The sequence below is a fragment of the Uliginosibacterium sediminicola genome (assembly GCF_039631295.1).
Lineage (GTDB): Bacteria > Pseudomonadota > Gammaproteobacteria > Burkholderiales > Rhodocyclaceae > Viridibacterium > Viridibacterium sediminicola.
Genome location: NZ_JBDIVE010000002.1, coordinates 25,639 through 39,278, shown reverse-complemented (window position 1 = coordinate 39,278; position 13,640 = coordinate 25,639). Strand labels below are relative to the sequence as shown.

The 13,640-nt window shown below is 63.0% G+C and carries 9 protein-coding genes; 6 read left to right on the top strand and 3 right to left on the bottom strand.

Annotated elements, in window-relative coordinates:
- The first annotated feature begins 34 nt into the window (after positions 1-34).
- Together ABDB84_RS03955 and ABDB84_RS03950 are read left to right on the top strand one after the other, a co-directional pair.
- Positions 35-1,324, top strand: coding sequence for an RsmB/NOP family class I SAM-dependent RNA methyltransferase (locus tag ABDB84_RS03955; RefSeq protein ID WP_345918391.1), 1,290 nt, complete (start codon positions 35-37; stop codon positions 1,322-1,324).
- Positions 1,324-2,583, top strand: coding sequence for a mechanosensitive ion channel family protein (locus ABDB84_RS03950; RefSeq protein ID WP_345918390.1), 1,260 nt, complete (start codon positions 1,324-1,326; stop codon positions 2,581-2,583). Before ABDB84_RS03955 ends, ABDB84_RS03950 begins: the two co-directional genes overlap by 1 nt.
- Before the next feature lie 12 nt (positions 2,584-2,595).
- On the opposite strand, the gene ABDB84_RS03945 is transcribed toward ABDB84_RS03950, so the two are convergent.
- Entirely contained in the window at positions 2,596-4,425 is a 1,830-nt protein-coding gene (locus ABDB84_RS03945) for a DUF1631 family protein (protein ID WP_345918389.1), read from the bottom strand.
- A gap of 151 nt (positions 4,426-4,576) precedes the next feature.
- Entirely contained in the window at positions 4,577-6,265 is a 1,689-nt protein-coding gene (gene leuA, locus ABDB84_RS03940) for a 2-isopropylmalate synthase (RefSeq protein WP_345918388.1), read from the bottom strand.
- Positions 6,266-6,717: 452 nt separating this feature from the next.
- Here leuA and ABDB84_RS03935 point away from each other — a divergent pair, with 452 nt between their 5' ends.
- From ABDB84_RS03935 to ABDB84_RS03920, 4 genes are all read left to right on the top strand, one after another.
- Positions 6,718-7,893, top strand: coding sequence for a DesA family fatty acid desaturase (locus tag ABDB84_RS03935; RefSeq protein WP_345918387.1), 1,176 nt, complete (start codon positions 6,718-6,720; stop codon positions 7,891-7,893).
- Between the two features lie 158 nt (positions 7,894-8,051).
- The gene (locus ABDB84_RS03930; protein ID WP_345918386.1) at positions 8,052-8,828 is read left to right on the top strand and encodes a ferredoxin--NADP reductase; all 777 of its coding nucleotides are present in this window, start codon (positions 8,052-8,054) and stop codon (positions 8,826-8,828) included.
- A gap of 200 nt (positions 8,829-9,028) precedes the next feature.
- The gene (locus tag ABDB84_RS03925) at positions 9,029-9,445 is read left to right on the top strand and encodes a bacteriohemerythrin (protein ID WP_345918385.1); all 417 of its coding nucleotides are present in this window, start codon (positions 9,029-9,031) and stop codon (positions 9,443-9,445) included.
- Positions 9,446-9,610: 165 nt separating this feature from the next.
- Complete coding sequence (locus ABDB84_RS03920; RefSeq protein ID WP_345918384.1) at positions 9,611-10,039, top strand: bacteriohemerythrin; 429 nt, start codon at positions 9,611-9,613, stop codon at positions 10,037-10,039.
- A gap of 18 nt (positions 10,040-10,057) precedes the next feature.
- Here ABDB84_RS03920 and mfd read toward each other — a convergent pair whose 3' ends face one another.
- Positions 10,058-13,570 carry a transcription-repair coupling factor gene (mfd, locus tag ABDB84_RS03915; protein WP_345918383.1) on the bottom strand — a complete coding sequence of 1,171 codons (3,513 nt, stop codon included), beginning with the start codon at positions 13,568-13,570 and terminating at the stop codon, positions 10,058-10,060.
- Between the last annotated feature and the right edge of the window lie 70 nt (positions 13,571-13,640).

Genomic DNA, 13,640 nt, shown 5'->3' with positions numbered 1-13,640 from the left:
ATACTTGCGGGCTTGATGACTGTTTCCGGACTCCATGGCCACGCAAATCCTGAGTACGCAGCTTGATGCTGCGTCTGCCGCACTCGACGAAGTGCTCGATTTCCAGCACCCGGCCGATGTCGTGCTGTCTGCTTTCTTCCGCGCCCAGCGTCAGCTGGGTAGCGCCGACCGTGCCTTCACCGCCGAGGCGGTGTATGGCGTGGTGCGCCATCTGCGTCAGCTGCGCCGCGTCGCCGGCGACAATGTCGGGCCGCGCAAACTCGTGCTGGCCTGGTTGCTGCGCATCGAAGGTTATTCGATTCGCCAGATCGAACCCCTGCTGTCGACCGGCGAGCGCCAGTGGCTGGCCGAGGTCAAGGCCGCTGCCACCGATGCGGCGACACTGGCCGAACGCTGTGATCTGCCTGACTGGCTGGCCGAGCGCCTGCTGGCGCAGTATGAAGAGCCGTATCTGCTGGCGCTGGCGGATTCGCTGAACAAGCCGGCGCCGATGGACATCCGTGTCAATCCGCTCAAGCTTGAACGCGACGCTTTGCTGAGCCGTTTGGCCAGCGACAAGATCGATGCCGCGGCGGGCAGCTATTCGCCCTACGCCGTTCGCTTGAGCGCGCGCACGCCGCTGCAGCGCCACCCCTTGTTCCTCGATGGCAGCATCGAGGTGCAGGACGAGGGCAGCCAGCTGCTGGCGGTGCTGCTCGGCGCCAAGCGCAGCGAGATGATCGCTGACTTCTGTGCCGGCGCTGGCGGCAAGACCTTGTTGCTGGGCGGCATGATGCGCTCGACCGGGCGGCTGTATGCCTTCGATGTTTCCGACAAGCGTCTGGCGCGCATGAAGCCGCGTGTGGCCCGCTCCGGTCTGTCGAACGTGCATCCGGTGGCGATCGCTCACGAGAACGATGCGCGCATCAAACGTCTGGCCGGCAAGATGGACCGCGTGCTGGTCGATGCGCCGTGCAGCGGCTTTGGCACCCTGCGCCGCAATCCCGACCTCAAGTGGCGGCAGAGTGAAGCGGGCCTGGGCGAGCTGGTGCAGCGCCAGGCCAGCATCCTGGCCTCCGCCTCGCGCCTGCTCAAGCCGGGCGGTCGCCTGGTGTATGCGACCTGCTCGCTGCTGCGCGAAGAGAACGACGCCATCGTCGATGCCTTCCTCGCCGCGCATCCGGAGTTTCAGGAAGAATCCGCCAGCGCTGTGCTGGCCGCGCAGAAGATCAATCTCGATACCGGTACGCGCCTGCGGCTGACGCCGCTGGAGCACGGCACCGACGGCTTTTTCGCCGCCGTGCTGACGCGCAAGGCTAACCCGGTCGCTGCCGAGGCGAGCTGATGGAGCTGCTGTCCGAATGGCTGCGGCTGCTGCAGTCGACACAGATCCTGCGCGAGATCGTGCTGGTTCTGCTGATCGTCGCCGTAGCCGCCGGGCTGGCGCGCTACCTGCGCCGCCGCCATGCGGCCGATGTCTCGCCGCTCAAGGGTGAGAGCGCGCGGCGCCTGGCTTTCCCGCTGTGCGCCATCGTCCTGCTGACGCTGTGCAGCTTTGTCACCCATCGCTTTGCCTGGTCCGGCCAGGTGCTGCGCATTGCCATCGAACTGGCGATTGCGATGGTCGGCGTGCGTGTGCTGGTGTTCGCGCTGCGTCAGATCTTTGCGCCATCGGGCGCGCTGGCCAGTTTCGAGCGCAGCCTGGCCAGCCTGATCTGGTTCGGCGTGGCGCTCAATATCCTGGGCATCCTGCCCGAGTTCATCGACTGGCTCGACAGCTTCTCGCTGCACGTCGGCAAGGGGCATGTCACGGTCTGGCAGATCCTGCAGGGCCTGGTCACGGTCTTCGTCACGGTGATCCTGGCGATGTGGCTCAGCGGGCTGGCCGATGCGCGCCTGCAGGCCGCCAGCAGCCTGGACAGCAGCCTGCGCGTGGTGTTCTCGCGGCTGATCAAGGCGGTGCTGCTGTTCGTCGCGGTGCTGCTGGGCATGTCCCTGGTCGGGCTGGACATCACCACGCTGTCAGTCTTCGGCGGCGCGCTGGGTGTCGGCCTCGGTCTGGGCATGCAGAAGATCGCCAGCAACTATGTCTCCGGCTTCATCATCCTGCTCGACCGCTCGATCCGCATCGGTAACCTGATCCAGGTCGGCAGCGATCAGCGTGGCGAAGTGCTGCAGATCACCACGCGTTACACCGTGTTGCGCGGTGGCAATGGCGCTCATTTCATCGTGCCCAATGAGCAGCTGGTGTCCTCCGTGGTGCAGAACGAAAACTTCAGCAGCAGCGGCTTGCGCATGGCGATCCACCTGACCGTCGCGCATGGCAGCGATCTGGAGCAGGCCTTGCGCATCGCCGAGGAAGTGGCCCAGGCGCAGCCTAGCGTGATGGCCGAGCCGCTGGCGCGCGCCTTCCTCTCCGAGGTGACCGATGCGGGTTTCCGTCTCGAACTGGGCGTGTGGGTGGCTGATCCGCGCAGCGGCATGCTGGAGACGCGCTCCAATATCTTGCGCACCGTGCTGGCACGCTTTGGCGCCGCCGGCATCGAGCTGGCACAGTCGCAAAAGCTGCTCGCCATCGCCCCCAGCCAAACCACGCCGCACTGAGCGCGCGCTGCCTCAGTCGAAGAGCTGGGGCGTGCGGGCGATGCTCAGGGTGCGCGCTGCGTACTGGTGGGCGATTTCGGTTGCTGTCAGCGCGAAGAGCTGGTTTTCCGGGCGCGTCAGCAAGATGAAAACCTGCTGCTGGGGGCCAATCAGCGCGATGGTGCCACTGAGCGCCTGACCGTCGGCCCGCACGAAGCGCAGCACTGCGCCGGCGGACAATTCGTTGAGTGCCGGCGGAAAGCTCGGTTCATGGGCCTGGAAGCCGACACGGCGCTGGATCTGCAAATCCTCGCTGCCGGCGACATTTTCCAGTTTCGAGGTTTCAGCCGCCGGGCTTGATTCGCTGTCCGCCACCTCTGCGTCGCGACCTTGCAGGGCATCCTCGTGCAGCGTGCTGAACATGCCCAGCAGGCGGTCGCGTGTCTCGGCACTGACGCCGATGGCATCCAGCCCGTTTTGCAGGTGGCGCAGCAGGCGTGGCATCAGCTCGACCAGCTTGTCGCGCGCGGCCTCGTCGTGCTTGGCCTGGGTACTCCAGATCAAGGCATCGGCGACTTTCAGCGACTGCTTCCATTCCGCGCTGCGCTCACCATAGTGCAGCAGAGTGCGACGCAGCAGGACGCTCCAGTAATGCTCCAGAAAATGCCGCACGAAGCGCGGCGGATCTTGCGCGCAGAGTGCACGGATCGCCTTGCTGGCATGCAGACGGGTACTTTCCTTGCGTTCTTCGCGGCCGATGCTCTCGGTGTGCTGGCGCGCACGCCGCTCCAGCGCGGCGAGGCGTTCGGCGCGTGCGCTGTCGAGCACCGCGAGAATGTCACCGAAAACGCGGGTGTCTTCCTTGTACTCGCGCGTCAGGCGTGACACGCAGGCTTCAATGAGATTCAGCTGGGTGCTGCCGGGGCTTGCATCGACGGGCAGTTCCGCCGCTTCGCGACCGAGCGCGAGCAGCAGGCGCCGTGCCGGATGCTCGGCCTCTTCACGTAGCTGGGGTTCGCGCAGCGCCAGTTTGAGCAGGGGCACGCGCAGGCCTTCGAGCGCCTGCTTGGCCACCGCCGGGATGTCGTCATGGGTGGCCAGGCGGTCGAGCGCCAGTTCGATGAAATCGACCGCTGCGCGTGATTCGGCCGGCAGCTGACCGGCCAGTTCGGTGCGGCTGAGCTGATGCGCGATCTGGGCGCTGCCACCGTTGCTCAGCTGATCCTCCAGCCAGCTGATCATGTGCTCGCGCAACGCGCCCGCGAGCAGCGGCTCCAGCGCATGCGCTGCGGCGGGTGCTGCGGCGGCGCTGGTCAGTGCGTTGGGCATCAGGGTGGCGCGGCTGGCGCGTTCGGCCGGGCTGCGTGTGAAGCTCTTCTGCTCGACGCCCATTTCTTCCAGGCGCGTATTGAGGCCCTCGTAGAGCCGGCGCAGGCTGTTGGTGAGCTGCCAGCGCATCTCCTGCAGCATGCCGATGCGGTGATCCGGATTGAGCTTGGATTCGGTGGCAAGCACGCGCAGCGCGCTACAGATCGTCTCCGGCCCCAGTGGTAATTGCTCGGGCGCGGCTTCCTGCTGGTCGAGCAGGGTCATGAAGCGCAGGTGCAGCTGGGACAGCGGCTGCTCACAGTTCTCGCGCAACTGCTGAGCCAGATCGGAGAGGCGGATCGAGAATTCGAGATCTTCCTCGTGCACCAGGCTGATCCGCGAGGCGGTGAGGCCACGTTGCGATTCGAAGCTCTTGCGATCACGCAGGCCAGCAAGCTGGTCGAACTGCTCGCCCGCTGCATTGAGCGTGACGTTGAGGATCTTGCCGTCGACGTACTTGAAGATCTGCAAGACCTCGGTGAGTGTTTCCAGCATGGCCCTACGGCATTCACCGATGGCTCGCTGGGTCAAGGTCTGTTGCGTGCTTGCGCTCATGTTGGTGGTCGAATCGCCAAATTTGGCAATTCGACCACTTTAGCCGAGCTTGTGTTCCATTCAGCGCGGGAAATTGACGCGAATTGACCGTTTATTGTGCCGGATTAAAAGTCTTTGCAAGCAGGCTTGCGTCGCGGGCATGGACACGATTGATCGCCGAGACCAGGGCTTTGAGCGAAGCTTCGACGATGCTCGACGAACAACCGGCTCCGAACAGGCTGCCCGCCACGCCGGGACGAGTCAGTTCGACAAAGGCCACGGCACGGGCGTCACCGCCCTGACCGAGCGAGCGCTCCTCGAAACTGTGGATCGCCAAGGGCAGATCGAGCGCGCGCAAAGCCGCATCCAGCGGGCCGTTGCCCTCGCCGCGCAGGCGGCGCGGATGGCCATCGATCATCACATCGAGTTCGATCACGTGATGTTCGCGCGACTCTTCGAGACGATGCGCGAGCAAGATCAGCGGCAAGTCGGCCGCCAGATAGCGCTGCTCGAAGATCGCCCAGATTGCCGCGGCATCCTGCTCACGCCCGGTGTCGTCCATCACTTGCTGCACTTCGGCCGAAAATTCGATCTGCATGCGGCGCGGCATGACCAGGCCGTAAGCCGATTCCATCAGGTAGGTGATGCCGCCTTTGCCGGACTGGCTATTGACGCGGATGATCGAGTCGTAAGTGCGGCCAAGGTCCTGCGGATCGACCGGCAAGTAGGGCACTTCCCAGATGCCTTGCGGATCCTGCACCGCGAAGCCCTTCTTGATAGCGTCCTGATGCGAGCCGGAAAAAGCCGTGAACACCAGATCGCCAACATAGGGGTGGCGCGGGTGAATCGGCAGCTGGGTGCATTCCTCGGACACGCGGGCAATCTGGTTGATGCTCGAAAAGTCGAGGCCGGGATCGATCCCCTGGGTGTAGAGATTGAGGGCGAGGGTGACCACGTCGACATTGCCGGTGCGCTCGCCATTGCCGAACAGACAGCCTTCGACGCGATCAGCGCCCGCCATCATCGCCAGTTCGGCGGCGGCAACGGCCGTGCCACGGTCGTTGTGCGGATGCACGCTGACGATGATGGCTTCGCGATTCGACAGATTGCGACACATCCACTCGACCTGGTCGGCGAACACGTTCGGCGTGGCGACTTCAACCGTGGCGGGCAGGTTGAGGATGGCCGGGCGTTCTTTCGTCGGCTGCCAGATCTCGAACACGCGCTCGGAGATTTCGAGGGCGAAGTCCAGTTCGGTCGCGGTGAAGGTCTCCGGGCTGTACTGGAACACCCATTCGGTTTCCGGTTGCGCTTCGGCCAGTTCGCGGATCAGCTTGGCCGCTTCGGTGGCGATGCGGATCGAGCCGGCGCGGTCGGTATTGAAGACAATGCGGCGGAAGTTCTCGGCCGTCGCGTTATAGACGTGCATGATCGCGCGCCGCGCGCCCTTGAGCGATTCGAAGCTGCGGCGGATCAGGTGTTCGCGCGCCTGGGTCAGCACTTCGATAGTGACGTCCTGCGGAATCAGGTTTTCGCTGATCAGCTTGCGCACGAAGTCGAAATCGGTCTGCGAGGCGGAGGGGAAGGCGACTTCGATTTCCTTGAAGCCGATCTGGCACAAGGTCTGGAACATCTGCAGCTTGCGTGCCGGCGACATCGGCTCGAACAAGGCTTGATTGCCATCGCGCAGATCGGTGCTCATCCAGATCGGCGCTTGCGTGATGGTCTTGGCGGGCCAGCTGCGATCAGCGAGCTGGACAGGGGGAAAAGCGCGGTACTTGCTAGACGGATTCTTCAACATGATGCGGGCGTGCTCCATTGCGTTCGGTATCGGGAAGTGTCGATGGCCAGGGCAGGGACATCCGGCAGCCAGTTCGAGGCCGGATGTCCGATGGGCAGTCGTAGCGTGAAGAAGTCGATCATGTGAATCTCCCGAGTGAAAAGTGCCAAAGCACGGCAACACCGGCCGCAGAGGGCGGGTGAAGGGTCAAACCGGAACGAGGGGGGAAGATTATCTGCGCGCGCGGCGCAGCAGCAGCTGACGCTTGGCACGCAGGGACAGCGCGCGGCCAAGGCTGAGGGAGAGAAGCAGAGCGAGGATCGTGGAGATCGCAGTCATGGGCTCACAGTAGAGCTGTCACGGCGATGTTGTCAAGCAATCATCACGATAAACATTGCAAATCGATGAATTTCCTGATGTGTCGCTTGTCTAGGATCACGTACAATCGCGATGCAACTTGACAAAGGACTTTCATGTTTTCCGGTATTTTCGATCTTCCGTGGTGGGGTTACGTCATCACCGCACTGGGGCTCACCCACATCACCATCGCTTCTGTCACCATTTTCCTGCATCGCTACCAGGCGCACCGCTCGCTGGAGATGCATGCCATTCCGAGTCACTTTTTCCGCTTCTGGTTGTGGATGACCACCGGCATGGTCACCAAGGAATGGGCGGCCATTCACCGCAAGCACCACGCCAAGTGCGAGACCGTGGAAGATCCGCACAGCCCGCAAGTGCTGGGCATCAACCGCGTGCTGTGGGGCGGCGTGTTCCTTTATGTGAAGGAAAGCCGCAACAAGGAGACCATGGAGCGCTTCGGTCACGGCACGCCGAATGACTGGATCGAGAATACGATCTACACGCCGCATCAGAAGCTGGGCATCGTCCTCATGCTGCTGCTCGATCTGGCTATGTTCGGCGTCGTGCCGGGCGCGCTGATCTGGGTGGTGCAGATGATCTGGATTCCGTTCTGGGCCGCAGGCGTGATCAATGGTCTGGGCCACTTCTGGGGTTACCGCAATTTCGACTGTGTCGATGCGTCGACCAATCTGTTCCCCTGGGGCATCCTGATCGGCGGTGAAGAGCTGCACAACAATCACCATACCTATGCCACCTCGGCCAAGCTGTCGGCGAAGTGGTATGAGTTCGATATCGGCTGGCTGTACATCCGCATTCTCGAAGTGCTGGGTCTGGCCAAGGTCAAGAAGACGATTCCGGTGCCGCGCCTGGGTGAGACGCGCAAAGTGGTCGACCTCGAAATGCTGCAAACCGTGATCACTCATCGCTATGACGTGATGACCCGTTATCTGGACGGCCTCAAGGCGGAGTACGCCCGTGAGCTCAAGCTGCTGCGCGAAAAGCACGGTGAGCGTTTCGATACCAAGCGCCTGCGTGTTGCGCTGCTGGCCGATGCCCAAAAGCTGCCCGCCCATCTGAGCGAGCATTTGAGCGAGGCGCTGGCGCACAGCCCGCGTCTGGCCCAGCTGCACGGCATGCGCGAGGAGCTGGCTGCGTTGTGGGCACGTTCTTCCGCTTCCAGCGAGCAACTGCTGCATCAACTGCAGGACTGGTGCCAGCGCGCTGAAGAGAGCGGTGTGCAACAGCTGCGCGAACTGTCGCTGCGCATGCGTTCCTACTGCGCGGTCTGATCGCATCAAGCGCTGCAAAAGCCCGCCGCAGGCGGGCTTTTTTGCCTCTGTTGGCGGGCGGATAACCTGCTGTTATGAGTTGATAGGGCCTGCGACCTTAACTTGGCGCGCGCTTGGGCTTATAAATTCACTGTCCGTATTTCATTGAGAAAAGTCCCATGGCCGTCGTAGCGCCCGAAAAAGTCCTCAGCGTGCATCACTGGAACGAATCGCTGTTTTCCTTCAAGACCACGCGTGATCAAAGCTTCCGTTTTCGCAATGGTCACTTTGTGATGATCGGCCTGGAGGTCGATGGCAAGCCGCTGCTGCGCGCTTACAGCATCGCCAGCGCCAACCACGAAGAGCATCTGGAGTTCTTCAGCATCAAGGTGCCGAACGGCCCGCTGACGTCGCGCCTGCAACATCTCAAGGAAGGCGATGAGATCCTCGTCGGCAAGAAGCCGACCGGTACCCTGGTGCTGGACGACCTGAAGCCGGGCAAGAATCTCTTCATGCTCGGTACGGGAACCGGTCTGGCGCCGTTCATGAGTCTGGTGCGCGATCCGGAAGTGTACGACCGTTTCGAGAAGGTGGTGATTTTCCACGGCGTGCGCACGGTCAGCGAGCTGGCGTATCAGCACTACCTGTCCGAAGAGCTGCCTAACGATGAACTGTTTGGCGAGATGGTGCGCGACAAGCTGGTGTATTACCCCAGCGTGACGCGTGAGCCCTTCCGCAACCAGGGCCGCGTGACTGATCTGATCAAGAGCGACAAGCTCACCGCCGACATCGGCCTGCCGCCGCTCAACCCGGAGACCGACCGCATCATGATTTGCGGCAGCCCGTCGATGAACAACGATACGGCTGATCTGCTCGACGCGCGCGGCTTCAAGATTTCGCCGAGCGTGGGCGAGCCGGGCGACTACGTCATCGAACGCGCCTTCGTCGAACGTTAAAGCGCGTTGGCAGGACTGAGTGCTTGATCCCGGAACGGGCTTTGGTGCATGCGCCAAAGCCCGTTCTGACGTTTACGCGCGCACGCCGGACGGATTCGATGCTGCATTGCAATGTGCTTGATGGCCGTCAAGATAAGTCTGGCCGGGATTGTCGATATTCACATATTGCGCAATTGCGCTTATCAGTTCCTCTGACGCACATGAAATGGGATGAGCATCTGAGTGTCGGCGACACGCTGATCGACGAAGATCATCGACAGCTGTTCAGCATGGTCGAGCGTTTCCGCCAGGCCATGCGCTCAGGCCAGGAGCGCGATGTCCTGGGCGACATCCTCGACGAGCTGGTGCACTACACGGTGGGCCACTTCGAACGCGAGGAGTACTTCATGCGCCGCGTGAATTACGCCAACTACACCCGCCACAAGGCCGAGCATGATCGCCTGATCAGCGAAGTGCAGTACCTCAAGCACAGTTTCCACCACGGTTTTCTCAATCTTTCGGACCGCGTGGATAACTTTCTGAGCAAGTTGCTCAGCGAGCATATCCGTCGTTTCGATTGCGAGCTGGCCAGCGCCGCGCAGGCGGCCGACAAGTCGGCCATTGGCCTGAAGTCCTGATCGCGGCGGCTGTCCCGGCCGCCGCTTCGTTTGATCCGCATTCCGCAGACCTTGTTTTGCGTCGGCCGCGCCGTGCGCCGCTGCTGGGGGCCGTTTATCCCTGATTCTGATACTTACACCCTAGTGGTGTAGTGGTTAACCCTAGTATTTCAGGGGGCTGATGTTATGATCGGCGACCTTTTGAGATGGCTTGTTTGGTGTGTCATGAAATGGACAGCGGCTTTAAGCGTCGGCAATGCGGCGCTGGATGAACCCATCCAGCAGCTGTTCAGCGTCGCCGAGCGCTTGCGGCAGGCGATTTGTGAAGGCTTCGGGAAGGTTGTTGTCGGCAAGATTCTCGACGAGCTGATCCAGTACACCGTCGGGCACTTTGAGCGCGAAGAGCGCCTCATGCTGCGCATCGAGTATCCCGATTATCTGGTGCATAAAGCCGCCCATGATCGTCTGATCAACAAGGTGCAATACCTTCAGCATTGCTTTCAGCGCGGCGCGCTCACGCAGACCGATGCGCTCGATCAGTTCATCGACCAGCACCTGAGCGAACACCTCATCAGCTTTGACCGCGCCCTGGCGGCAGCGGCGATGCGCGCTTGAGCGGCGCAGCGCCAGCGCTCAGCTGAGCGCCTTGAGCACTTCCTTGATCCGCGTGACGCGGTCACGCAGCGTCGTCGAGCCGATCGTCACGCTCAGCTTGTCCTGGCCGTTGAGCTTGTAGTTGCGGTTCTTCTGGATCAGCTGAATGATCTTGATCGGCTCGATCGGCGGGTTCGCTTCAAATTGCAGATTGATGCGCGTCTCTGAAGCGTCCAGCTTGATGATGCCTAGCGGCTTGGCCGCCTGCCTGACCTTGTGCGTCTCGATCAGCGCTTGCGCTTGCGGCGGCAGTTCGCCGAAGCGGTCGATCAGCTCTTCCTGGATGTCCTGCAATTCTTCGGCACTTTCGCTGTTGGCCATGCGCTTGTAGAGCGTCAGGCGCTCTTGCACATCGCTGCAATAGGCGTCGGGCAGCAGCGCCGGCATGTGCAGATTCACCTCGGAGGTGACGTCCAGCGGCTGCGCCAGATCGACCGTCTTGCCCGATTGCAGCGCCTTGACGGCGCGATTGAGCATCTGCGTGTAGAGCGAGAAGCCGACTTCCTGGATCTCGCCCGACTGCGATTCGCCCAGCACTTCGCCGGCGCCGCGGATTTCCAGGTCATGCATGGCGAGGAAGAAGCCGGAGCCCAGGTCTTCCATCATGGTGATCGCTTCAAGGCGCTTTTGCGCATTGGCGCTGGGCTTGCCGCCGGCGTCGGTGAGCAGGTAGGCATAGGCCTGGTGATGCGAGCGCCCGACGCGGCCGCGCAGCTGGTGCAACTGCGCCAGGCCGAAGCGGTCGGCACGGTTGATGATGATGGTGTTGGCGCTGGGGATATTGATGCCGGTCTCGATGATGGTGGTGCACAGCATCAGGTTGGCGCGCTGCGAGGTGAAGTCCTTCATCACGCGTTCCAGCTCGCGCTCGGGCAGCTGGCCGTGGCCGACGACGATGCGCGCCTCGGGCAGCAGCTCGGCCAGGGTATTGCGCATGTTCTCGATGGTGTCGACTTCGTTGTGCAGGAAGTACACCTGGCCGCCGCGTTTGAATTCGCGCAGCACCGCTTCGCGCACGATGCCCTTGCTCCAGCTCTGCACGAAGGTTTTGATGGCAAGGCGCTTCTGCGGCGCGGTGGCGATCACCGAGAACTCGCGCAGGCCTTCCATCGCCATGCCCAGCGTGCGCGGGATCGGTGTGGCGGTCAGGGTGAGGATGTCCACATCCTTGCGCAGCGCTTTCAGCGCCTCTTTCTGGCGCACGCCGAAGCGGTGCTCTTCGTCGATGATGACCAGGCCCAGGCGCTTGAATTCCACGTCCTTCTGCAGCAGACGATGGGTGCCGATGAGGATGTCGACCTTGCCTTCGCCGAGCTGCTTGATCGCCTCGGCTTGCTCGGCAGCGCTCTTGAAACGCGAGATCTCGGCGACCTTGACCGGCCAGTCGGCAAAGCGGTCGGCGAAGGTCTGGTAGTGCTGCTCGGCGAGCAGGGTGGTCGGGCACAGCACGGCGACCTGCTTGCCGTCAGCGATGGCGATGAAGGCGGCGCGCAAGGCGACCTCGGTCTTGCCGAAGCCGACATCGCCGCAGACCAGGCGATCCATCGGGCGGCCGCTGCGCATATCGTCGATGACGGCATTGATGGCGGACAGCTGGTCGGCCGTCTCTTCAAAGCCGAAGCCTTCGGCAAAGGCGTCCAGATCATGCTGCTTGAAATCGAACTTGTGGCCGGGGCGCGCGGCGCGCTGGGCGTAGAGCACCAGCAGCTCGGCCGCCGTGTCATGCACTTGCTGCGCGGCTTTGCGCTTGGCCTTTTCCCACTGGCCGCTGCCCAGGGCGTGCAGGTGCACCGCCTCGGGGTCGGCGCCGGCATAGCGGGTGATCACATGCAGTTGCGAGACCGGCACGTAGAGCTTGGTGTCATTGGCGTATTCCAGGTGCAGGAATTCCATGTCGCCATCGCCCAGATCCATGTGCACCAGGCCCAGGTAGCGGCCGATGCCGTGGCTGGCGTGCACCACCGGATCGCCGGTCTTGAGTTCGGAGAGATCCTTGAGCCAGCCTTCGACCGAAGCCTTGCGCGCCTCGCGACCGCGATTGCGCGGCCGTGCCTGCGCCGAGTAGAGCTCGTTCTCGGTGAGGATGGCGATATTGGCGCCGGGCAGCACGAAGCCATTGCCGAGCGGCCCGCTGCTCAGCGCGAGCTTGGCGTCGGATGCGAGGAAGCCGGCCAGATCGGCGCTGGCCTGCGGCTTGAGACCGTATTCATTGAAGTATTCGTGGATGGTCTGCTGGCGGCCGGCCGATTCGGCCATGATCAGTACGCGCCAGGGGAAATTGGCCAGCCAGTGCTTGAGCTTGTGCAGCGGATCGCTCGCTTTGCGCTCGACGCCCAGCTCGGGCAGCGGCGCCGTCGGTGTTGTCCCCGCAGGGCCGGGAGAGGGCGTTGCGGCACTCGCGGCCCTCTCCCCCAGCCCCTCTCCCGCAAGCGGGAGAGGGGCGCTTCGTGCGGCTTCGCCGTGTATGACCAAACGCGGCAGATTCTTGGCCGCCAGCCAGAACTGCTCGGCGGGCAGGAACAGCTGCTCGGGCGGCAGCAGCGGGCGGGCGCGTTCGCCGGCCATCATGCGGTAGCGGTTGTGCGCTTCGGCCCAGAAGGCTTCGATGGCGCCGGGCACATCCTGATGGGTGACCAGCACCAGTTCCTTGGGCAGGAAGTCGAACAGCGTCGCGGTCTCGTCGAAAAACAGCGGCAGGTAGTACTCGATGCCGGGCGAGGCGATGCCGTTGGAGACATCCTTGTAGATCACGCTCTTGGTCGGGTCGCCCTCAAAGGCTTCGCGGAAGCGCTGGCGGAAGCTCGAGCGCGCCTTTTCGTCGAGCGGGAATTCGCGCGCCGGCAGCAGGCGGATCTCGGGCACCGGATAGACCGTGCGCTGGGTGTCCGGGTCGAAGGTGCGGATGGTGTCGATCTCGTCATCGAACAGGTCGATGCGGTAGGGCATCGCGGTACCCATCGGGAACAGATCGACGATGCCGCCGCGCACCGAGAATTCGCCCGGTCGCAGCACCTGGGTGACATGGTCGTAGCCGGCCAGGGTCATCTGCATGCGCAGCGCTTCGAGGTCCAGCTTGCCCTTGGCCTTGAGGAAGAAGGTGTAGGCCGCCATCCAGGCCGGCGGTGCCATGCGGTAGAGCGCCGTGGAGGCCGGCACCAGGGTGATGTCCGACTCGCCTTTCTGGATCGCGTAGAGCGTTGCCAGACGTTCGGAGATCAGGTCCTGATGTGGCGAGAAGGTGTCGTAGGGCAGGGTTTCCCAGTCGGGCAGCAGATGCGTGCGCAACTGCGGCGCGAACCACGCGACTTCTTCCTTGAGACGCTGCGCATCCAGAGGATTGGCGGTAATCACCAGCAGCTTCTGACCACTACCGGCCAGTTGGGCGAGCACGGCGGCATCGGCCGAACCATGCAGGGGCGGCAAGTCCAGGCGCTGGCCAGGTTTGGGCAGGGCAATGCGCGGAATGAGCTGAAGCGGGGCGGGAGCAGTCATGGGCAGCGTACAAAAATGCAGAACGCCGCAACAGGCCGTGGCCGGGTGCGGTGGAGCGCGGATTATACGC

Excerpts from the sequence above, each read along its gene's own strand:
- ABDB84_RS03950 (WP_345918390.1), top strand. The coding sequence starts at position 1,324 with ATGGAGCTGCTGTCCGAATGGCTGCGGCTGCTGCAGTCGACACAGATC.
- ABDB84_RS03955 (WP_345918391.1), top strand. The coding sequence starts at position 35 with ATGGCCACGCAAATCCTGAGTACGCAGCTTGATGCTGCGTCTGCCGCA.
- mfd (WP_345918383.1), bottom strand. The coding sequence starts at position 13,570 with ATGACTGCTCCCGCCCCGCTTCAGCTCATTCCGCGCATTGCCCTGCCC.
- ABDB84_RS03935 (WP_345918387.1), top strand. The coding sequence starts at position 6,718 with ATGTTTTCCGGTATTTTCGATCTTCCGTGGTGGGGTTACGTCATCACC.
- leuA (WP_345918388.1), bottom strand. The coding sequence starts at position 6,265 with ATGTTGAAGAATCCGTCTAGCAAGTACCGCGCTTTTCCCCCTGTCCAG.
- ABDB84_RS03925 (WP_345918385.1), top strand. The coding sequence starts at position 9,029 with ATGAAATGGGATGAGCATCTGAGTGTCGGCGACACGCTGATCGACGAA.
- ABDB84_RS03920 (WP_345918384.1), top strand. The coding sequence starts at position 9,611 with ATGATCGGCGACCTTTTGAGATGGCTTGTTTGGTGTGTCATGAAATGG.
- ABDB84_RS03930 (WP_345918386.1), top strand. The coding sequence starts at position 8,052 with ATGGCCGTCGTAGCGCCCGAAAAAGTCCTCAGCGTGCATCACTGGAAC.
- ABDB84_RS03945 (WP_345918389.1), bottom strand. The coding sequence starts at position 4,425 with ATGCTGGAAACACTCACCGAGGTCTTGCAGATCTTCAAGTACGTCGAC.